The following is a 20,497-nucleotide window of genomic DNA, read 5'->3' as shown; positions in this document are numbered from 1 at the left end:
GTCATAGCGGCGCTGGAATCACTGGAAGAATAGGAACCATGACCTCAAACACCCCTGTGTCCGACCAACTGTTCGATCGGGCCCAATCCCTGATGCCCGGTGGTGTCAATTCGCCTGTTCGTGCGTTCGGTTCAGTGGGCGGTACACCGAAGTTCATGGTCTCCGCCAAGGGTGCCTACCTCACCGATGCTGACGGCCGCGATTACGTGGACCTCGTCTGCTCCTGGGGCCCGGCCCTCCTGGGCCACGCCCACCCCGCCGTCCTCGAGGCTGTCCACGCGGCAGTTGACCGGGGCCTCTCTTTCGGCGCGTCCACTCCGGACGAAGCCAACCTTGCCGCACTGGTTACAGAGCGCGTTTCCGCCGTGGAGCGGATCCGCATGGTTTCCACGGGCACGGAAGCCACGATGACCGCAGTCCGTCTCGCCCGCGGCTTCACCGGCCGGAACCTCATCATCAAGTTCGCCGGCTGCTACCACGGCCACCTCGACGGTTTGCTTGCATCCGCAGGTTCGGGCGTTGCCACCCTTGCACTTCCGGGCTCCGCCGGCGTGACGGCAGCGGCGGCCGCCGAAACCATGGTCTTGCCGTACAACGATCTGGCCGCCGTGGAAGAGGCTTTCGCCGCCCACGGCAAGGACATCGCTGCGGTCATCACGGAAGCAGCGCCGGCGAACATGGGCGTTGTCACCCCGGGAGAGGGCTTCAACGCAGGCCTCTCACGCATCACCAAGGAACACGGCGCACTGCTCATCCTTGACGAGGTGCTGACCGGATTCCGTACGGGCTACGCCGGTTACTGGGGTTTGACCGGTCAGCAGGAAGGTTGGGCTCCGGACCTGCTGACTTTCGGAAAGGTGATTGGCGGCGGAATGCCGACGGCGGCCCTCGGCGGCCGTGCCGACGTCATGGATAACCTGGCCCCGGTGGGACCGGTGTACCAGGCGGGAACGCTGTCCGGGAATCCCGTTGCCATGGCCGCAGGTGTCGCCACCCTGACGCACGCCACGCCGGAGGTCTACGCGCACGTCGATGCCCGGTCCTTGGAACTCTCCGCGGTCCTGTCGTCCGCCTTGGATGCCGAGGGCGTGGACCACTCCATTCAGCGCGCCGGAAACCTGTTCTCGGTGGCCTTTGGCACGTCAGCCAACGGCGTGCACAACTATCAGGACGCCCAGGCCCAGGAAGCATTCCGGTACGCCCCGTTCTTCCACTCCATGCTGGACTCCGGCGTCTACCTTCCGCCGTCCGTCTACGAAGCATGGTTCCTCTCCGCAGCCCACGACGACGCTGCCATGAACCGGATCTACGACGCACTGCCGGCAGCAGCCAAGGCCGCCGCCGGAGCAACCGCCTAAGGGCCGGCGCCAACCACCGGCGCCCCATCGGCTTCCATGATGCTGATGGGGCGCTGTTTGCTTAACGGGGGTAGTGTCGTAGGGGAACCCAACCCCAACGAATCCACGGTTTACCATGCGCACCACCACGTCCTTTGCCTTCCCCAGCAAGTCCGTCACGGCTGTCAGCAAGACCGTCATGGCTCTTGGTCTCACCGCAGTTCTGGCAACCGGGTGCTCCAACAGCGGAGCTCCCGGGTCCGCCACCCCGACTGCCCCGCACTCAAGCCCCGCTCCGCCGTCGGCGTCCTCCCCGCCGGCCGCGACGCAAAGTCCTGGCACCGCCTCAGCCTCCCCGGACGCGGGGCCCAGCTTGAGCGCTGCGCCGCCTACTTCGGCCGCACCTGCTGATACTGCGTCCCAACAATTGTCCCGGCTCAGCCTGGATCAGCGGGTTGGCCAGTTGTTCATGGTCGCAGCCAAGGCAACGGGCGCGGATCCGGGCACCATGACGGCCCTGACTACCTACCACACAGGAAATGTCTACCTGAGCGGCCGCAGCAAAGCAGGCTCCGAGGCAACGGCCAAGGTCGTGGCCTCCCTGACCGGAACCGTCAGCCCGGGCACCACCGGGAACCTTCCGCTGTTCGTCGGGACGGACCAAGAGGGCGGCAACGTGCAGGTCCTTTCCGGTCCCGGATTCACAACCATTCCTGCGGCAACAGCACAGGCCGGGCTGGGCGGAACCCGGTTACGTTCCGAGGCAGCCGTGTGGGGCAAGGAATTGCGGAGCGCAGGTGTCAACGTGAACCTCGCGCCGGTCCTGGACACCGTTGCCAGCCCGGAGTTCGCACCGTCCAACGGCCCTATCGGACGGTTCCAGCGTCAGTACGGCTATTCACCCGGAACGGTGTCCGAACTGGGTAACGCCTTCGCCTTGGGCATGGCCGACGCAGGCGTGGCACCGGTGGTGAAGCATTTCCCGGGCTTGGGGAGGGTAGTGCCCAACACGGACGTCAGCAAGGACGTGCGGGATAAGGAAACAACCCGGACCGATCCCGCCTTGGCGCCTTTCCGTGCGGCGATCAAGAATGGAACCCGCTGGGTCATGCTCTCCAACGCGTACTACGACAAGATTGACCCCGCCACCATTGCACCGTTCTCGCCCGTGATCACGTCAATGCTCCGCGAGGACCTGGCATTCGACGGGATCATTGTCTCGGATGACCTGTGCAGTGCCGCCCAACTGGAGCCCTGGGGGAGTGCTGACCGGGCGCTGAACTTCTTCGGGGCCGGGGGAACCATGATGGTCTGCGCAGACCCTTCCCGAATTCCTGCCATGCACCGGGCCGTCGTCGACAAGGCGCAGTCGGATCCTGCCTTCATGCGGAAGATCGACGATGCAGTCCTGACGATTCTGCGGGTCAAAGCCGGGGCAGCCCTTTAGAGCGGGCGCGTCTTAAGGGCCCATCCCGGTCTTCGTGGGCGCTTGAGGATCAACGGAGACCAGGACCCAAAAGGAAAGCCCCGTCTTGCTCCGCTGGTTAGCGGAACAAAACGGGGCTTTTCACCTCAGCGGCCGGCCCGGGATGGCGGCCGTGAGGGAACGTGCCTTAAAGGACGTCCGAAAGGAATCCTTGCAGCCGTTCGGTGCGGGGGCTGGTAAACAGTTCCTCCGGCGGACCGGACTCCACCACCACACCGGCGTCCATGAAGGTCACCGTGTCCGAGACGTTCCTTGAGAAACCCATCTCGTGCGTGACCACAACCATGGTCATGCCGCCTTTGGCCAAGTCCGTCATCAGGGCCAGGACGCCCTTGACGAGCTCCGGGTCCAAAGCCGATGTTGCTTCGTCGAAGAACATGACTTCCGGCTTCATGGCCAGTGCGCGGGCAATAGCCACGCGCTGCTGCTGTCCACCGGAGAGATTGGCCGGCCGGACGTCCGCTTTGTGCTTCAGTCCCACCAGATCGAGTTGGGCCAGGGCCTCCTCGCGGGCCTGGTCCTTGGACATGCCGCGCAGCTTGCGCAGGGCCAGCGTCACGTTCTCCGCAACTGTCTTGTGCGGGAACAGGTTGAACTGCTGGAACACCATGCCGATGCGGCGCCGGAGCTCATCCGGGTTGTCCTTCAGTACCGACTTGCCGTCCAGGAGGATGTCCCCCTGGTCGGGTTCGATGAGCCGGTTCATGACCCTGAGCAGGGTTGACTTGCCGGAACCGGAAGGACCGATCACGGATGCCGTGGTGCCCTGCGGTACGTGCAGGTCGATGCCCCTCAGGACATGGTTGCTGCCGAAGGAAAGGTGAATGTTCTTGGCCGTCAATGACCCCGAAGTGAACTCGCTCATGCCTGGGCTCCCTTTCCGACGACTGCCGCGGCATCGTCAGGTTCTTTCTTCTCAGGGCGTCCTGAGCGCATCCTGGCGTCGATCCAGTTCACGAAGTGCGTCAGCGGAATGGTCAACGCGAGGTAGAACACAGCCGCAGCGACGTATGGCGACAGGTTTCCTGTGTTCGCCGCTGCGTCCTTGCCGATCTGGAAGATTTCGCGTTCCGAGGCCAGAAGACCCAGGAGGAACACCAGCGAGGATTCCTTGATCAGTGCAATGAACTGGTTCACCAGCGCCGGAAGCACGCGGCGGATACCTTGGGGTACCACCACGAGCCGCATGGAAGCGCCGTAGCCAAAGCCAAGGGCGCGGGAGGCTTCCAGCTGGCCCTTGTCTACACTCTGGATGCCCGATCGGAAAATCTCACCGATGTAGGCGCCGGACATCAAGGACAACGCAGCGATTGCCATGGGGTACGGGCTGGTGGAGCCGGTCAGTTCCCGGATGATGGGTCCGAAGCCGAACCCGATCACCAGGATGGTCAGCACCGGGGGCAGGCCGCGGAGGATGTCCGTGTACACACGGGCAATCCACCGGGCCACAGGGTTCCGGGAAATCCCCATCAGTGCAAGGGCCATGCCCAGCACCGTCCCGATGATCCCCGAGATGATTGCCAAAACGAGGGTATTCGGCAGGCCTACGGCGAACATCTTGGGAATGACTTCGCCCATCGCCTCCCAGTCAAGGAAGGTGTCTGCGAGTTGCTTGAGGATATCCATGGAACCCCCGGGTTACTTGGCGGGAATCTGGACGGCCTTGCTGCCCGGCTTCCAGCCCTGCGGGGTCTGCTCGGCCGCCGTCGGACGGTCCTCGTACCATTCGGCAGTGAGTTTGGTCCACGTGCCGTCAGCGATGACAGCGTCCAGGCCGGCGTTCAGCGCGTCGATCAGGGGCTGGTTGTCCTTGTTCACGGCGTACGCGGTGAAGTTCTGGGTGTTGACAACCTTTTCGGCGATCTTGGTGTTGTCGCCTTCCTTTACCTGGCCGGTGGCCTGCTGCGAGGGAGCAACCCAAGCATCGATCTGGCCGTTCTTCACGTTGCCGTAGACAGTGTTGTAGTCAGGGAAACGGACGGGCTCAAGCTTGAGGGTGTTGGTGACGTAGTCATCCTGCACGGTGCCCTGGACGACGCCGATCCGAACGCCTTCCTTGAGGTCGGCGAACCCGGTGACCTTGGCGTCATTCTTGGTCACGACCGCCATGTAGCCGAAGTCGTAGCCATTGGTGAAGCCGACCGTCTTGCGGCGGGCGTCCGTGGTGGAGATCGAGGAGGATCCGACGTCGAACTGCTTGTTCGCTACCTGCGACAGGAGTGCGGAGAAGTCGGTGGAAGCGAACTCGACCTTCAGGCCCAGCTTGTCGCCGACCGCGCGCAGGAGCTCGTTGTCATAGCCGGTGAATTTGCCGGAGCCATCGATGAAGATGTTCGGCGGAGCGTCGCTGAGCGTGCCGACGCGGAGCGTACCTTCGGTGATGAGGCCAAGCTTCGACTTATCGATCTGGTCGATCGGAGTGACATCCGCGGTGGTGTATTTGTCCAGCGTCTGCTGGTCGCTGCCCGCGAGTGCATCCGTCGCTGAGCTGCTCGACTCTGAGGTCCCTCCGCCGCAGGCCGCGAGGGAGATCACCAGGGCTGCTGCAACGGGAGCAGCAGCGAGCCACTTGGGCGCTTTGAATTTCATCAAGAAATCACTTTCATCGAAGGTCACGTCAGACGTTTGTGGTGGGCGGGGAACGTAACAGCACCAGGTTTCCGGCTGTCCTAGCAGACTTCGACCCGCCAAACTTAATTATGTCACCAGCGCCCGGAGGCCTTGTGAATCGAACAGGTGACCGATGAGACCCTCAAATACCGAATTATCGAAAGGCGTGGGGCCTGCGTAGCCCTCCTAGGTTCCGTCAGTAGCCGGGCTTGGGAAATCAGTGGGCGCATCACGGCCCGCAAAGGAGTTCCCTGAATTCCTGTGAGTTGCATCGCACTCCGTCACAGGCCCGCAGGGTGGAGGTCAGAAACCTCCGCGGCTGGCATCCTCCGGAGGGAGCACTGGCCACTGGCCTTCGATGACTGCAGCAGGCTTGCTCCGGCGGAGGTATTCCTGGAAGTCGGCAGCCTGGGAAGCTGCCCAGTCCACCTGCAAATGATGCAACTGGGATGCAGGCATGTGCAACTTGGGAAACTTTCCCGCCATGGCGTCCAGGACGCGAAGGGTGGCCAGCGCATCCGCAGCAGAAGTGTGGGCGTTGTCCAGAAGGACACCGTACTCTTCGCAAAGGGCTGTCAGCGTCCGCTTTCCCTTGCGGTACCGGTCCACCTGCTTGTTCATGATGTAGGGGTCCAGGACGGGGAAACGGGTGAGCTGCGGCACGCCGTGCCTGGCCGACTCTGCCGCAAGCACCGTGAAGTCGTAACTGGCGTTGAAAGCGATGACGGGCGTGCCGTCATCGAAAAGTCCCTGGAGGACGCCTGCGACCTCGCGCGTCACGTCAGCCGCCGGACGGCCTTCGGCCCGGGCCTTGGCTGTGGTGACGCCGTGGACCTCGCTTGCCTCCAGGGGAATCTCAACACCGGGGTCAGCGAGCCATTCATGTTCCTGGACCAGCTCGCCGCGGGAGTCCACAACAGTGATTGACGCCGTGACTATCCGGGCGGAGCGGGAATTCTTTCCGGTGGTCTCGAGGTCGAAGGCAGCACGGGGAAGGGTATTCCAGGAACTCATGGTTTCAAGCTACCGGCCGGCACCGACACTATTGGGAGCGACACTCTGCAGCTACGCTGATCACATGCGGATGGAGTATGTAACTGCGGTGCTGGCCGTTGTTGACCTCATCCCGTCGGGCGCCGCGGTGTCCTATGGCGACGTTGCGGAGCTCCTTGGCTCCGGCGGACCGAGGCAGGTCGGCTCCGTGATGAGCCACTATGGCAGCGCTGTTCCCTGGTGGCGCGTCCTCCGTGCCAGCGGCGAAGCGCCGCCCGGGCATGAAGCCGAAGCATTGCGGCACTACCTCCAGGAAGAGACGCCGCTCCACGGTGCGTATGACGCTTTCCTGCGAACGGGGGAGGGGCGCTGGAGGGTGGACCTGGTGTCTGCCCGTTGGGCACCTTCGGACGAGGAATTTGACCAACTGGATGTGATCTCCGACCAGTTGGAGCGTCAGCTCCATATTTTGTCAGTGCCCGATGATGAAATGACTGTGTGACCGTAACTGCCGCCAAGAACCGCCAAGCCCCGGCCGCGCTGCGCCTGCTTCCTCCGAAGGAAACGCATTACGAGGCACCCGTGTTGTCGCCGGACCAGGAAGCAATCGTGACCCTTGGGCAGGGCAGCGGCCCGGTTCTGATCCCTGGCGGGCCGGGCACGGGCAAGTCAACTGTCCTGGTTGAATCGGCCGTACGCCGCGTCACCGGGGGCGGAGTGGATCCGGAGAATATCCTAATCCTTGCCCCTGGCCGCCACGCCGCAGCTGCTTTGCGGGACACCTTCACAGGGCGGTTGGACAGGAGCTTGAGTACGACGCCGGCACGCACCTGGGCGTCGTACGCTTTCGATGTCATCCGGCGTGCCAAGGCAGAAGGCGTCCTGCCGCTGCCGCGGCCACCCAAACTGCTTTCCGGACCTGAGCAGGACCTCATCATCAAGGAACTGTTGGAGGGCCACGCCGCGCCGGGCTTCGAGTTGCCGTGGCCTGACGATCTGTCGGCGGCTCTGCCCACCCGGGGTTTCCGGCACGAGATCCGTCAGTTGTTCGACCGTATTATCGAATCCGGACGCACGGCCGAGGACCTGGTGGCGCTCGCGTGGGAATGCGGGCGGCCGGACTGGATGGCTGCGGCCGAGCTCTACCGTGAGTACAGGGACGTCCTGGACCTGCGTATGCCGGAGGCCTTCGATCCCGCCGGAATCCTTACCACGGCCCGCCAGATCTTCCAGGATTCGCCGGCCTTCCTGGCATCCGAACGGGAACGGCTTCAATTGATCCTGGTTGATGATGCACAGGAATCAAACCCGGCCATCTTTGAACTGTTGGCAGACATTGCCGAAGGCAAGGATGTCCTGGTCACATACTCGCCGGACACCGTAGTCCAGGGCTTCCGGGGCGCGCGCCCGGACTTGGTGGCGGACCTTCCATCCCTGCTGCGGGGCGGGCGGGAGGAAGATGTCCTCGTCCGCCCGTTGTCAGTCACGCATCGCCACGCTCCGCAGGTCGCCGAGGCGTGGACCAGGGTGGCGTCACGGATTTCGCAACGTGCGGGCGGACAGCTGGCCCGTGTTTTAGCGCCGCCGGAAGTACTGGCGCAGCCGGATGTACTTGCGCAGCCGGATGTTCCAGCGCAGCCGGAAACAGGCAAGCCGCGCAACGGCCATTCCGTCCCCGGCGTGCAGGGTACGGCTGAGGGCCACATACTGCCCTCTTCCGTCCACGAGATGCGCTACATAGCGCAGCGCATCCTCCTGGCGCAGCTACGGGAGGGCCGGGAACTCAGCGAGATCGCCGTCATCGTCCGCAACGGTGGCCAGATTTCCCAATTGGAGCGGTACCTGAGCGGCCAAGGAATTCCCGTCCGCGTTCCCGTTGCCGACTCCGCAGTCCGGGACGAGGTAGCAGTTCGGCCCCTGCTGGAGGCTTTCGCGGTCGTCCTCGATCCGGAGAAACTCACACCGGAAACCGCAGTCTCCCTCCTGACTTCGCGGATTGGTGGCGCATCGGCCATTGAACTGCGCAGGCTGCGGCAATCCCTGCGGCGCGAGGAGCTCCAAGGAGGCGGAGGCAGGTCCAGTGATGCCCTCCTGGTAGAAGCGCTCCTGCAGCCTGGTGCCCTTGCAACCCTGGGTATCGAGGGAAGCGCTGCACGGAGGCTTTCCCGAATGCTTGCGGCCGGCTCCGCAGCTGCGAATGAGCCCGGGGCCAACGCCGAATCGGTCCTTTGGGCGCTCTGGAACGCCACCGGACTGGCATCACGGTGGGCGGAAGCAGCCCTCGAAGGCGGCAATGCGGGTGCGCGGGCCGACCGCGACCTTGATGCGATGATGGCCCTGTTCCATACGGCCGAACGCTACGTGGACCAGTTGCCGGGCTCCGGGCCCGAGCAATTCCTGGAGTACCTGCTGAACCAGGAACTTCCCATGGACACCCTGGCGGCGCGGGCACAACTGGAAGAATGCGTCGAACTGATGACGCCCGCCAGCGCGGCAGGCCGGGAGTGGCCCGTCGTCATAGTAGCCGGGCTCCAGGAAGGGGTCTGGCCCAACACCCGGCTTCGCGGTGAGTTGCTGGGAAGCACCCTGTTCGCCGATGCCGTAGAGCATGGCGTGGAATACGCGCTGGGGCGCGGACCACTGAGCCGCCTGAGGGACATCCGTTATGACGAGCTCCGTAGCTTTTCCACGGCGGTTTCGCGGGCCCGCGAGGTGCTGATCTGCACGGCAGTATCGTCCGAGGACGAACAGCCCTCCTCGTTCCTGGACTATGCGGCACCTTTGCCGCCGGGGGAGTACCAGCGGGAGTACACCCCCGTGGACCGGCCCATGACGCTGCGTGCGTTGGTTGCCGAGCTCCGTCAGCATGCACAGTCCGGAGAGCCGGCAGCTCCGGGAGAACCCGATGTCGCGGCCGTTGCAGCGCGTGTGCTTGCCCGCCTCGCCATGGCCGAGCCACCCGTTCCCGGAGCCCACCCGGACTCCTGGTGGGGGTTGGCGCCCCTGAGTTCGGAGGCCGCCATCGTACCGCCCGGCGGAACGGTCAGCGTGTCGCCGTCCAAGGTGGAGACCGTTCACAAATCGCCTCTTGATTGGTTTGTCCAGGCCGCCGGCGGAGAAGCAGCAACGGACTTTGCCCGAAGCCTGGGGACCCTGGTCCACGGCATTGCCCAGGAGTTGCCGGAGGCCTCGGGAGCCGAGTATGTTGCCGAACTCGTCAAGCGCTGGCCCACCTTGGGCATGAAGGACAACTGGGAAGGCAAGCTCGATTTCCAGCGTGCTGAACTGATGGTCCGCAAGCTGGCCCAGTACGTAGTGGAGATGCGCAGCGAAGGCCGAAGCCTGTTGGCAGTGGAACACGATTTCGAAGTCCGCCTCCCGGACCTCGAACACGGTGAGTCCGGAACCGACGACGGCGCCCGCCACGCAGTCCTGCGCGGACAGGTGGACCGCTTGGAAATTGATGCCGAAGGGAGATTGGTGATCGTGGACCTCAAAACCGGCAAGCGCCAGCCCGGCAAGGCGGACGTTGCCCGCCACCCGCAGCTCGGGGCTTACCAGGTCGCCGTCCTCGAAGGGGCATTTGAGGATGCCGGCGTGGTTGGACCGAATGTCGACGCCGGCTCCTCCACGGATGCTGCATCCGCCCGCGCCCCGGGGGGCGCCGCCCTCGCCCAGTTGGGAACCAAGACCAAAACGCCCGTCATTCAACAACAGGATGCGCTGGAGGCAGAGGACAATTGGGCTGGGCCCCTTGTCAACGAAGCCGCACGTTTGATGGCAGGAGCAACATTCGAAGCCCGGCACGATCCCGGCAAGAGCGGGTTCGGCGGACACGGCTGCCGCCTGCCCGATGTTTGCCCGTTGTGTGCCAGAGGAAAGCAGGTCACGGAATGACGATCGATCTTCTGGACGGGATGGGCACAACTGCTGCAACCGATCCCCGCTCCCATGAACCGCTCCCGGTCCGGTTTACGCCTTCTGAGCTTGCGGGCATCCTTGGCGAAAAGAACAGGCCAACTCCGGAACAAGCAAGCATCATTGAATCCCCGCTGACTCCCCGGCTGGTCATCGCCGGCGCGGGTTCCGGCAAGACCGCCACCATGGCGGACCGGGTGGTGTGGCTGGTCGCCAACGGCTGGGTGCGTCCTGAAGAGGTTTTGGGGGTTACGTTTACCCGCAAGGCTGCCGGTGAGTTGGCCAGCCGGATCCGGGCCAAGCTCGCTACGCTTCAACGCATTGCTGCCGAAGATGATGGCCGGCTTGGCTTTCCGGAGAGCCTGGCCAACGCCGACGACCTCGAGCCCAAGGTATCCACCTACCACTCTTATGCGAGCAGCATCGTGTCCGATTACGGATTGCGCCTGGGCATCGAACGGGACGTCGTCCTGCTGGGGAGCGCCCAGTCGTGGCAATTGGCCAGCCAGATCGTTGAGGCTTACGACGGTACCTTCGAGCATTTCACGGCCGCTAAGTCCACTCTTGTCAATGCCGTCATCCAGCTCGCGGGTGAATGTGCCGAGCATCTCCGGGAGCCGGACGCGGTGCGGGAATGGATCCTGGAAAAGGTCGGGGTCCTGACCCGGTTGCCTTACGTTGCCGGTTCCAAAAAGAATCCAACCCAAGGCGCCTTGGACATGGCAGCGATGCTGCGCACGCGGGCCAGCGTGGCTGATATGGTGGTCCGCTACCAGGAAGCCAAGCGGCAGAGGGGCGTCCTGGACTTCGGGGACCTCGTAGCGCTGGCCGCACGGATTGCCCGCGATATTCCGTTGGCAGCGGCCACTGAACGGGCACGGTACAAGGTGGTCCTCCTGGACGAGTTCCAGGACACCTCACACGCCCAATTGGTGCTCTTCTCCCGGCTTTTCGGGGACGGCCATGCCGTGACCGCCGTGGGCGATCCCAACCAGTCCATTTACGGGTTCCGGGGAGCTTCGGCCGGGCAGTTGTTCCATTTCGTGCACGAGTTCCCGGTGCGCCTCACAGGCCCGGGACGCGGAGAGCCTGGCTTGGCTCCGGCGCCCACCTCCTACCTCACTACGGCGTGGCGGAATGGTCGGAACATCCTCACGGCTGCCAACACCATTGCCGCACCGTTGAATCAGGAAGCCTCCACCGACGGCCCGGCCGGTGACCGTACCAGGTCCGGCGGAGTGCAGGTGCCGCCGTTGGTCCCCAGCCCGGCGGCGGTGGAGGGCGCTGTCGTCATGGGCCGTTTCCAGACGGACGAACAGGAGGCCGCAGCCTTGGCCAGGGATGTCCGCCGGTACCAGCGAACCATCTTTGAGGAGGAGAAAGACGGAACGCCGGTCAGGCCCACCATGGCAGTACTTTGCCGTCGTCGAGCCCAGATGGAGTGCCTGCGCCGGGAGTTCGAGGTCCAGGGCATCGATTACCAGATCGTGGGCCTCGGAGGCCTGCTTGATACACCGGAGATCGTGGACCTGGTGGCTACGCTCCGCGTACTGGCCGATCCCGGACGCTCCGATGCATTGATGCGGTTGTTGGCGGGGGCACGCTGGCGGATCGGTCCGGCAGACCTCATGGCATTCGGTGACTGGTCACGCTACCTGGCGCGTCGCCGGTCAACCCCCGGGGTGCAGACGGCCTTCCCTGATGACCATGAGGACCCGCAGGCCGTCGTGGTGGAGAGCGATCTCACGGACTCGGCCAGTCTCGTCGAAGCCCTGGACTACCTGCCTCAGGCCGGGTGGACCTCGGCGCAGGGAAGGACTATCAGCGGGGAGGCCCTGGGCCGCCTCGCAAAGCTGTCCGCGGAGTTGCGTGTGCTGCGCAGCTACATCGGTGACGACCTCACGACGCTTTTGGGTGAGGTGGAACGGGCCATGCTCCTGGACATCGAAGTAGCGGCCAAGCCGGGCGTCAGCATTCATCAGGCCCGGCGCAACCTGGACGCGTTCCAGGACGCCGCCGCAGGATTCCTGCAGACGTCGCAGCGGATCGATCTGCTGGCTTTCCTGTCGTGGTTGGAAGCCGCGGCCTCGGAGGAAGGCGGCTTGGATGCAGCTCCGGTAGAGGCGAACCGGGAAGCGATACAGCTGCTGACAGTCCATGCTTCCAAGGGCCTGGAGTGGGACGTGGTCTTCGTGCCGGGCCTGAATTCCGGGTCTTTCCCCAGCAACCGTGACTCGCGCTGGAGCAGTGGCTCGTCCGCCCTGCCGTGGCCGCTGCGGGGGGACCACGCGGACCTTCCACAGTGGGATCTTGACCAGCCTGACCAGAAGGGATGGCTCGACGCAGAGAAGGCCTTCAAAGCCGACGTTCAGCACCATGGCGAGGCCGAGGAGCGGCGCCTCGCCTATGTTGCCTACACGCGGGCAAAGTTCGTGCTGTGGGTCTCAAGCGCCGCCTGGAACGGTTCCAGGGCGGGTATTGCAGAGATGTCGCCCTTCTTATCGGAATTGGCCCAACTCGCAGACCACGGCGCAGCGGGGATCCACCCGGAATCAGTGTCCGAGGAAGCACTGCCGCAGTCGAGTCCGCTGACAACCACAGTTGAGGTAGCGCTCTTTCCTTATGATCCCTTGGAAGGGCCGTCGGATCCCCGGAACGGCAACCGCCTGCGGTTGGCCCCCGGTCGTCGTGCGGCAATGGACAGGGCAGCGGAACTGGTTCGCGGGTTCATCGGGGATCACGGGTCAGAGCCACCCTTGCCACAGGAAAACACAGCGACGCACGGGCGGTTCCTGCGATGGTCGGAAGAAGCCGCACTTCTGCTCGCGCGCCATGGCCGGCACTCTTCGGAGCAAGCCGTCCATCTGCCCAGCCATATCTCGGCCTCGCTGTTTGTCGACTTGGGAACCAATCCCGCGGCAGTTCTGGCACAGTTGCGTAGACCCGTGCCACGGGAACCGGGAATGTCCGCACGGAAGGGAACTGCCTTCCACGCCTGGGTGGAAGAGTACTTCGGAACCACCGGAATGCTGGACCTCGACGAGGCCCCGGGAGCGGACGCCCACATCGACGACGCCTACGGGCTCAAGGAAATGGCTGACGCCTTTAAACAGTCTGAGTGGGCACACAGGGCACCTGCCTTCGTGGAAGTACCCGTGGAGACGAAGATCGGGGACGTCGTAGTTCGCGGCAGGATCGACGCCGTCTTCCGCGACGCAGACGGCCGCTGGCAGTTGATTGACTGGAAAACGGGTCGGCGCCCCTCAGGAAAGCAATTGGAGGCACGGGCGGTCCAGTTGGCTGTTTACCGCCTGGCCTGGGCGAGGCTCCAGCAGGTTCCGCTGGAGGATGTCAGCGCTGCCTTTTATTACGTCGCTGAGGACGCCGTTGTGCGTCCGCATGACCTCGGAACGGCTGAAGAGCTTGAAGGCATCATCGCCAAGGCCCTGCTCCACAACGGTGGCGGGAGAGGGCAATAATCGTGGCGGTGGGGCTTAGGCCCTGTCCGCCGCGTGCACCGGCGCCAGCTTGACGACGTTGATGGCCGTAGTGGAGGTGTCTTCCTGCTCCGAGGTCCCGGTGGCAGGCCCTGCTGCGACAACGGGGATTGTCCCCGTGGCATCGGGGTCCTGTTCGGACTCGACGTCCCCGGCACCGGATGAAGCGGCCTCTGCTTCGGCGTCAGGGATGGCCGCCACACTCACGGCGGGAAGCGCCGGTCCCTGCAGCTGAGCGGCCCCTGCACTTGTGCCGGCGTCCGCCGGAGCAGCGGCATCCACGCGCTCGTCCGCGGTGCCTTCCTCGGCGCGGGCTGCTTCATCCTTCCGTGCTTGCTCTTCGATGTCATCGGCGAGCGATTGCAGCATGGATTCGGCTTCCGCCGTCATGTTCTGGTGCCCGACGGCCATCGCCTTGACCAAGTACTGCGCAAGGGCGAATTCGGCCAGGAGAGCCGCCCGCCGAAGCAGGTGGGGATCAGGATTCTCGCGGCGGACCTGCGTGTACCGGGCCAGAACCGCATCAATGAACGATGCCTCATTGGAAGCAACCAACCAGGCGAAGTCGTCGGCGGGGTCGCCGATGCGGAGGTCGGTCCACCCGGTGACAGCAGTGACGGCGTCGTGCTGCACCATGAGGTTGTCTTCGTGGAGATCGCCGTGCACCACCGAGGTATTGAACCGCCACAATGCCACGTCTTCGAGCGCATGTTCCCAACGCCGCAGGAGGACGGCCGGAATCTTTCCCGTCGTCGCCGCCTGGTCCAGTTCGTTGAGTTTGCGTTGCCGGAACTCATTGGCCGAATAGCTGGGGAGGTCGGCATTGGTGACCAGCGCCAAGGGAAGATCGTGGATCGCCGCAAGTGCCGAACCGATCTCGCGTGCCAGGTCCGGACTGCCTTCGGAGAGTTCCTCGATGGAGAGGGTGGAACCCTGCAAATGCGCATAAACGAAGGTCGTGAGGTCGCCTTGGCGGACCGTCCCTGCCACGGTAGGCACATGGAACGGCAGCTCGGCCCGGATGGCAGGCGCGAAAGCGCGCAGGATCATGAACTCCGTCTCGAGCCGCGTGCTGGCCTCCGGGTGGCGGGGACACCTGACGCGCCAGCGCTTGCCCTCGCCATCCATCAGCAACGCGGAGTCGAAGTCGGCGTCGTCAGGGGAGGGGGCTGTGGCCGTCGGCGCCAGCCCGGGCACCGCCGCGGTTGCAATGGCGGCCAATTCAAGCGGTGTTCTTCTCACGTCTTCAACGGTAGATTGAGTCGCGCCCATGGCCATGATGCACTGCGGCGAGTCTCCAGATCTTCCGGAAATCAACGACGAATCGGGGCCGTACGCGGGCTGCGTCCGTCGGGCGTCCACATCGGGATGCTTGAAATGTTATTTGTCGGTGCGAGTCAGTACGGTAGATACATGAGCTATACGGAGTCTCCAGCCCTGGCCAACCACCTTATGGACACTGTTCTTCCGGTGCGCCCTGCCCTGGTGGATCGCGGCTCCGCAGCCCGGCTCAAGCCGGGAATGGTGGAGGAGCTTATTGCCTCGGGGACGGCCAAGGCCATAGTGATTTCACAACGCCAAGCCTTGGTAAACGGCCAAGGCTTGTGGTTCGGCCATGCCCTCACTCTATGGCAGGGGTTGAACCAGTCCGGGCCGGGGAACGTCCTCCCGATCTACCTGGGCACCACCTTGGGCCCGTCGTCGGTTCCGGAAGGCACCCCCGTTGTCCTCTTCTCCGTGCGTGAACAGCTGACCCTCGGTTCACTGGCTCCGGCGGATACGCAGTGGGCAGGTTTCCGGGATGTCGCAGGACGGCTGGATGCAAGCGACACCGCGCTTTTTGTTGAGGCCAGTGCCATCAGCAACTGGCATGCTACGCATACGCATTGTCCGCAGTGCGGCACACCCACCGACGTTGAGGCCGGCGGTTGGGTCAGGCGTTGCCCCGCCGATAACTCGGAACACTACCCGCGTACGGATCCGGCGATCATTGTCACGGTGGTCGGGCCTGATGGCCGCTTGCTCCTGGGCGGCGGCGGTCCGGCGGATGCAAAGAACTATTCAACCTTGGCCGGTTTCGTTGAACCGGGTGAGTCGTTGGAACAGGCGGTTGTCCGGGAGATCGGCGAAGAGGTTGGCGTCCGGGTCACCGCCTGCCAGTACCTGGGGTCGCAGTCATGGCCGTTCCCGGCGTCCTTGATGCTGGGGTTCACTGCCACCACGGACGACGCCGTTGCCCGGCCCGACGGCGTTGAGGTTACCCGCGCCCGCTGGTTCAGTCGCGAAGAACTGCAGGATGCCGTGCTGCGCGGCGAGATCACCATTTCCACGCGGCTGTCCATTGCCCGTTCCCTGATAGAGCACTGGTACGGCGGAGTGATCGAAGACCTCCAACCGTGATCGAAGGAATGACGCCGGCCGACGGGACACTTGAGGACAGAATCCTTGGCGGCCTGGACGAGGAACAACGCGAGGTAGCCAGCACCCTGACGGGGCCGCTCTGTGTCCTGGCCGGCGCCGGCACCGGAAAGACCCGTGCCATTACGCACCGCATCGCGTACGGGGTGCATTCGGGCGTCTACTCACCACAGCGGCTGCTGGCTGTCACCTTCACCGCCCGCGCTGCTGCTGAAATGCGCAGCAGGCTCAGGGACCTTGGCGTACCCAACGTACAGGCACGCACGTTCCACGCTGCGGCGCTGCGGCAGCTTCAGTTCTTTTGGCCACAAGCCATCGGGGGCACGCTGCCCAGCCTCCTCGACCACAAGGCGAACATGATTGCGGAGGCCTCCCGCCGCCTTCGCCTGAGCACCGACCGCGCATCCATCAGGGACATCGCCGCGGAAATCGAATGGGCGAAGGTCTCCATGCTGACGCCAGCCAATTACCTGGAAAACGCGCAGGGCCGCGGTACTCCGGGCGGCATGGACCTCACGGCCGTCTCGCGCGTGTTCCAGGCCTATGAGGACATCAAAACGGACCGGAACGTCATTGACTTCGAGGACGTCCTGCTGATTACCGTTGGGATCCTGCAGGAAGATCCCAAGGTGGCCGCTACGGTGCGGGAACAGTACCGCCACTTCGTGGTGGATGAGTACCAGGACGTCTCACCGCTGCAACAACGGCTTCTGGATCTCTGGCTCGGCGAACGCGACGAACTGTGCGTGGTGGGCGATGCCAGCCAGACCATCTACTCCTTCACCGGTGCTTCCCCCCAGCACCTCCTGGGCTTCAAGGCGCGGTACCCCAAAGCCACGGTGGTCAAGCTCATCCGCGACTACCGGTCAACGCCCCAAGTGGTCAAGCTGGCCAATGACCTCCTTGGCTCGCGCCGCAGCGGTGGCCCGGCAGCCGATGCAGCCTGGGCACCGCCGCTCAAACTTGTGGCCCAGCGGCCTGCCGGACCCGATCCCCGGTTCGTGGAGTGCCCTGATGACGAGGCAGAAGCAGCAGTCGTGGCAGGGAAGATCCAGGAGCTGCTCAACGCCGGAGTCAAGGCCAGCGAGATCGCTATCCTGTTCCGCACCAACGGCCAATCCGAAGCCTATGAACAAGCGTTGGCCTCCGCAGGAATCGGCTATCAACTGCGCGGCGGAGAGCGGTTCTTTGCACGCAAGGAAGTCCGCGACGCCATCCTCCAGTTGAGGGCGGCTACCCGGGCAGTGGCGGAAGGCCCGCAGGAGTCCCTCGGCCAAGTTGTGCGGGACATCATCGCTTCCCTGGGTTATACGGAGAATGCCCCGCACAGCGGAGGGGCGTTGCGCGAACGGTGGGAGTCCTTGGCGGCGCTGGTGGCATTGGCGGATGAGCTTTCCGCCACCAGGGGAGAGAGCTTCACCCTCGCTGAGTTTGTCAATGAGCTCCAGGAACGTTCCGTGGCCCAACACGCTCCCACGGTGCAGGGCGTCACCCTTGCCTCCCTGCATGCCGCGAAAGGCTTGGAATGGGATGCCGTTTTCCTGGTAGGGCTTAGTGAAGGCCTCATGCCCATTTCTTTTGCCGATTCACCTGAGGACGTGGACGAGGAACGCCGGCTGCTGTATGTCGGGATCACCCGGGCCCGCGAACACCTCAACTTGTCCTGGTCCACTGCCCGGACGCCCGGCGGCAGGGCAAACCGCAAGCCGTCGCGGTTCCTTGACGGCCTTCGTCCTGACTCGGTGTCAACTGCCAACGCCCGGAGCAGCGCCGGTAAGCCGCGGCGAAAAGCGGCTGCCCCGGCGTCGTGCAGGGTTTGCGGCAGCATGCTTGCAACCGGGGCGGAACGGAAGGTCGGACGCTGCAACCAGTGCCCGCCGTCGTACGAGGAACAGACCTTCGAAGCATTGCGCCAGTGGCGCCGCGAGGAGGCACAATCAGCCGATGTGCCTGCATACGTCGTCTTCACCGACGCCACCTTGACAGCTATCGCCGAGGCCCGGCCCGGGTCCTTGGAGCAGTTGGCCGGGCTGGCAGGCGTGGGGCCATCGAAGCTGGAGCGGTATGGGGAAGCAGTACTGCAGGTTATTGAACAGAGTTCCGGACACTGATGGCTGACGACATCCCGCTGCGCACAGAGGAAGGCGCCCCGGTGCTCGTGAGGCGCTCCGCACGTCGGCGAAGGACCGTAGCGGCGTTCTGGGAAGACGGCAATGCGGTGGTGGCCATTCCCGCCTCCTTCAGCAAAGCCCAGGAACGTGAGTGGGTGCGCCGCATGCTGGCCAAGTTGAAGACGCAGGGGGAGCGCCGTGCGGGCGGCTCGGGCAAACGCCGTCCGGCCACCGATGAGGCGCTTGCCCAGCAGGCGGACTATCTATCCCGGACCTACCTGGACGGCAGGGCAGTCCCGACGTCGGTCCGCTGGGTTACCAACCAGAACTCCCGGTGGGGATCGGCGACGCCGGCCGATGGAACCATCCGCCTTTCCCACAAGTTGCAGCCCATGCCCCAGTGGGTCATCGATTACGTCCTGCTTCACGAGCTGGCGCACCTCTTGGTGGCCGGGCACACGGCGGATTTCTGGCGTCTCCTGGAAGCCTATCCGCAAACCCAGCAAGCCAAGGGTTTTCTCGAAGGAGTCGCCTTTGCCACCTCGCGTGGCTTGAACCCGGAGTGATCTAAAGAGTCCCGACGCCGGACAAGCAAAAGCAGTGGCCGCCTACGTAGGCGGCCACTGCCGTAGCTGTTGGCTCAGGGGTTTCTTCGCGGAGCCGTTACTTCGTTGGTCCGGATTCGGAGTCCGGGTCTCCATCCTCTGGGGCCTTGGGCTCGTCCGGGGCATCCTCAGGGGCCTTGGGCTCGTCCGGGGCCGCGGCATCATCCGGGGTGTCGTAGCCGCCGCTGAGCAGTTTCTGCAGGGCATCGTCCACTTCGCTGTCGCTTGCCTCAGCAAGCCGGCGCCGTTCGGAGAACCCATTGGGATCGTCCAGGTCCTCGCCGGTGGGCAGGAGGTCCGGGTGGTGCCAGATGGCGTCCCGGCCCTCGATGCCGCGCTCTTGCTTGAGGGTTGCCCACAGCGTTGCGGCATCCCGAAGACGCCGGGGCCGCAGCTCCAGCCCCACAAGGGAAGAGAAGGCGTGTTCGGCAGGGCCGCCGGTTGCGCGGCGTCGCCGAACCATCTCGCGCAGCGCCGTCGCTGAAGGCAGGACCTTCTCTGTGGCCTCGGCGGTGAGCTCGTCCACCCAGCCCTCGACCAACGCCAGTGCGGTTTCCAGTTTCTCCAGGGCTGCCGTCTGCGCCGGGGTCCGTTCGGGAGTGAAGACGCCTTGCGACAGGGCTTCCTGGATACCCTCCGGGTTGCTCGGATCCAAGTCCCTGGCGAGGTCTTCGACCCGGGACATGTCAATGTGGATGCCGCGGGCGTAGGCCTCGATGGCCCCCAAGAGGTGTCCGCGAAGCCACGGTACCTGGACGAAGAGCCGGGCGTGGGCAGCTTCGCGGACGGCGAGGAACAGCCGGATGTCGTTCTCCGGCAGGCTCAGTCCTTCGCCGAACTTCGCTACGTTGGCAGGCAGGAGCGCCATTTCCAGGTCCGCCAAAGGAACGCCGATGTCCGTTGAGCTGACGACTTCGGCGGAGAGCGCGCCGATTGCCTGTCCAAGCTGCATGCCGAAGATCGCTCCACCCATGTTCTGCAGCATCGAGGAAGCGCCGCCCATCATTGACTTCATTTCCTCGGGCATTTGCTGGCTGAGGGCGTTCGACAGGGCGTTTGCGACGCTGTTGGCAACAGGTTCCGTAAGGCGCTTCCACGTCCCCAACGTCGCCTCGACCCATTCGGCACGGGACCACGCGCGGCCGATCAGTCCGGTTGAGGGAAGGTCGGTCACGGGATCCAGCCACAGTTCCGCCAGTCGGAGGGCTTCATCGATCTCGCGCGCCTGCTGGGAGTTCACCGACGGATCGCCGCCGGCAGCCGCCACCCGCCGGGCATTATCGTGGGCGAGTTGCCAGTTGACAGGACCGTCCGAGGTGGAACTCATCATGGCCTGGACCTGTGCAAACATCTGCTGCAGCAGGTTGGGGTCGTTGGGCAGCCCGGCGGCCTTTGCCAGTTCGGCCGGATCGATGTTTCCCATTCCCTGGCCGCCCATCAGGTTCTGCAACATTTCCGCTAGCGGATCCTTGGGGGTTTCGTCGTCGTTTGACGGATTGCTGGGGTTTGAAGACATGGTGCC

General features: G+C 64.4%; 14 protein-coding genes. 8 read left to right on the top strand and 6 right to left on the bottom strand.

Annotation, left to right across the window (positions count from 1 at the left end; genetic code table 11):
• Positions 1 to 38 precede the first annotated feature (38 nt).
• Positions 39 to 1,358 carry a glutamate-1-semialdehyde 2,1-aminomutase gene (gene hemL / locus OCL88_RS08800; protein ID WP_264962250.1) on the top strand — a complete coding sequence of 440 codons (1,320 nt, stop codon included), beginning with the start codon at positions 39 to 41 and terminating at the stop codon, positions 1,356 to 1,358.
• A 115-nt stretch (positions 1,359 to 1,473) separates the two neighbouring features.
• Positions 1,474 to 2,784: a glycoside hydrolase family 3 protein gene (locus OCL88_RS08795; RefSeq protein ID WP_166183405.1), complete on the top strand. Its 1,311-nt coding sequence runs from the start codon at positions 1,474 to 1,476 to the stop codon at positions 2,782 to 2,784.
• Positions 2,785 to 2,950: 166 nt separating this feature from the next.
• Here the strand turns inward: OCL88_RS08795 and OCL88_RS08790 are convergent, their stop codons facing one another.
• From OCL88_RS08790 to OCL88_RS08775, 4 genes are all read right to left on the bottom strand, one after another.
• Positions 2,951 to 3,688, bottom strand: coding sequence for an amino acid ABC transporter ATP-binding protein (locus tag OCL88_RS08790; RefSeq protein WP_021471818.1), 738 nt, complete (start codon positions 3,686 to 3,688; stop codon positions 2,951 to 2,953).
• On the bottom strand, positions 3,685 to 4,449 hold the full coding sequence (locus tag OCL88_RS08785; RefSeq protein WP_021471819.1) for an amino acid ABC transporter permease: 765 nt from the start codon (positions 4,447 to 4,449) through the stop codon (positions 3,685 to 3,687). The genes OCL88_RS08790 and OCL88_RS08785 overlap by 4 nt, the downstream gene beginning before the upstream one ends.
• A 12-nt stretch (positions 4,450 to 4,461) precedes the next feature.
• On the bottom strand, positions 4,462 to 5,412 hold the full coding sequence (locus OCL88_RS08780) for an ABC transporter substrate-binding protein (RefSeq protein WP_021471820.1): 951 nt from the start codon (positions 5,410 to 5,412) through the stop codon (positions 4,462 to 4,464).
• Between the two features lie 324 nt (positions 5,413 to 5,736).
• Positions 5,737 to 6,447, bottom strand: coding sequence for a 3'-5' exonuclease (locus OCL88_RS08775; RefSeq protein ID WP_021471821.1), 711 nt, complete (start codon positions 6,445 to 6,447; stop codon positions 5,737 to 5,739).
• A 64-nt stretch (positions 6,448 to 6,511) separates the two neighbouring features.
• Between OCL88_RS08775 and OCL88_RS08770 the strand changes: the two genes are divergently transcribed.
• The 3 genes from OCL88_RS08770 to OCL88_RS08760 are packed head-to-tail and all read left to right on the top strand — an operon-like array spanning position 6,512 to position 13,823.
• Positions 6,512 to 6,928: an MGMT family protein gene (locus OCL88_RS08770; RefSeq protein ID WP_031216334.1), complete on the top strand. Its 417-nt coding sequence runs from the start codon at positions 6,512 to 6,514 to the stop codon at positions 6,926 to 6,928.
• Positions 6,925 to 10,323 carry an ATP-dependent helicase gene (locus tag OCL88_RS08765; protein WP_264962249.1) on the top strand — a complete coding sequence of 1,133 codons (3,399 nt, stop codon included), beginning with the start codon at positions 6,925 to 6,927 and terminating at the stop codon, positions 10,321 to 10,323. The genes OCL88_RS08770 and OCL88_RS08765 overlap by 4 nt, the downstream gene beginning before the upstream one ends.
• A complete protein-coding gene (locus OCL88_RS08760) occupies positions 10,320 to 13,823 on the top strand; it encodes an ATP-dependent helicase (protein WP_193593215.1) in 3,504 nt (1,167 codons plus the stop codon). Before OCL88_RS08765 ends, OCL88_RS08760 begins: the two co-directional genes overlap by 4 nt.
• A 15-nt stretch (positions 13,824 to 13,838) precedes the next feature.
• On the opposite strand, the gene OCL88_RS08755 is transcribed toward OCL88_RS08760, so the two are convergent.
• Positions 13,839 to 15,083 (bottom strand): macrolide 2'-phosphotransferase, encoded by a 1,245-nt coding sequence (locus OCL88_RS08755; protein WP_264962248.1) that lies wholly within the window; start codon positions 15,081 to 15,083, stop codon positions 13,839 to 13,841.
• Between the two features lie 171 nt (positions 15,084 to 15,254).
• Here OCL88_RS08755 and nudC point away from each other — a divergent pair, with 171 nt between their 5' ends.
• From nudC to OCL88_RS08740, 3 genes are read left to right on the top strand one after another with little or no spacing between them, the layout of a single operon-like run.
• On the top strand, positions 15,255 to 16,241 hold the full coding sequence (nudC, locus tag OCL88_RS08750; RefSeq protein ID WP_166183400.1) for an NAD(+) diphosphatase: 987 nt from the start codon (positions 15,255 to 15,257) through the stop codon (positions 16,239 to 16,241).
• Positions 16,242 to 16,249: 8 nt separating this feature from the next.
• Positions 16,250 to 18,370: an ATP-dependent DNA helicase UvrD2 gene (locus OCL88_RS08745; RefSeq protein WP_264962268.1), complete on the top strand. Its 2,121-nt coding sequence runs from the start codon at positions 16,250 to 16,252 to the stop codon at positions 18,368 to 18,370.
• On the top strand, positions 18,370 to 18,936 hold the full coding sequence (locus OCL88_RS08740; protein ID WP_021471828.1) for a M48 family metallopeptidase: 567 nt from the start codon (positions 18,370 to 18,372) through the stop codon (positions 18,934 to 18,936). Before OCL88_RS08745 ends, OCL88_RS08740 begins: the two co-directional genes overlap by 1 nt.
• 97 nt (positions 18,937 to 19,033) lie before the next feature.
• Here the strand turns inward: OCL88_RS08740 and OCL88_RS08735 are convergent, their stop codons facing one another.
• The gene (locus OCL88_RS08735; protein ID WP_264962247.1) at positions 19,034 to 20,491 is read right to left on the bottom strand and encodes a zinc-dependent metalloprotease; all 1,458 of its coding nucleotides are present in this window, start codon (positions 20,489 to 20,491) and stop codon (positions 19,034 to 19,036) included.
• Between the last annotated feature and the right edge of the window lie 6 nt (positions 20,492 to 20,497).

Source organism: Paenarthrobacter sp. PAE-2, from assembly GCF_026013155.1.
GTDB classification, from domain to species: Bacteria; Actinomycetota; Actinomycetes; order Actinomycetales; family Micrococcaceae; genus Arthrobacter; species Arthrobacter ureafaciens.
The sequence above is the reverse complement of the archived record's forward strand: the minus strand, read 5'-3'. Positions and strand labels throughout refer to the sequence as shown.

What these genes read in the sequence shown, in the direction of transcription:
- OCL88_RS08795 (WP_166183405.1), top strand. Translation starts at nt 1,474, where the DNA reads ATGCGCACCACCACGTCCTTTGCCTTCCCCAGCAAGTCCGTCACGGCT.
- OCL88_RS08740 (WP_021471828.1), top strand. Translation starts at nt 18,370, where the DNA reads ATGGCTGACGACATCCCGCTGCGCACAGAGGAAGGCGCCCCGGTGCTC.
- OCL88_RS08760 (WP_193593215.1), top strand. Translation starts at nt 10,320, where the DNA reads ATGACGATCGATCTTCTGGACGGGATGGGCACAACTGCTGCAACCGAT.
- OCL88_RS08770 (WP_031216334.1), top strand. Translation starts at nt 6,512, where the DNA reads ATGCGGATGGAGTATGTAACTGCGGTGCTGGCCGTTGTTGACCTCATC.
- OCL88_RS08790 (WP_021471818.1), bottom strand. Translation starts at nt 3,688, where the DNA reads ATGAGCGAGTTCACTTCGGGGTCATTGACGGCCAAGAACATTCACCTT.
- OCL88_RS08775 (WP_021471821.1), bottom strand. Translation starts at nt 6,447, where the DNA reads ATGAGTTCCTGGAATACCCTTCCCCGTGCTGCCTTCGACCTCGAGACC.
- OCL88_RS08780 (WP_021471820.1), bottom strand. Translation starts at nt 5,412, where the DNA reads ATGAAATTCAAAGCGCCCAAGTGGCTCGCTGCTGCTCCCGTTGCAGCA.
- nudC (WP_166183400.1), top strand. Translation starts at nt 15,255, where the DNA reads ATGAGCTATACGGAGTCTCCAGCCCTGGCCAACCACCTTATGGACACT.
- OCL88_RS08785 (WP_021471819.1), bottom strand. Translation starts at nt 4,449, where the DNA reads ATGGATATCCTCAAGCAACTCGCAGACACCTTCCTTGACTGGGAGGCG.
- OCL88_RS08745 (WP_264962268.1), top strand. Translation starts at nt 16,250, where the DNA reads ATGACGCCGGCCGACGGGACACTTGAGGACAGAATCCTTGGCGGCCTG.
- OCL88_RS08735 (WP_264962247.1), bottom strand. Translation starts at nt 20,491, where the DNA reads ATGTCTTCAAACCCCAGCAATCCGTCAAACGACGACGAAACCCCCAAG.
- hemL (WP_264962250.1), top strand. Translation starts at nt 39, where the DNA reads ATGACCTCAAACACCCCTGTGTCCGACCAACTGTTCGATCGGGCCCAA.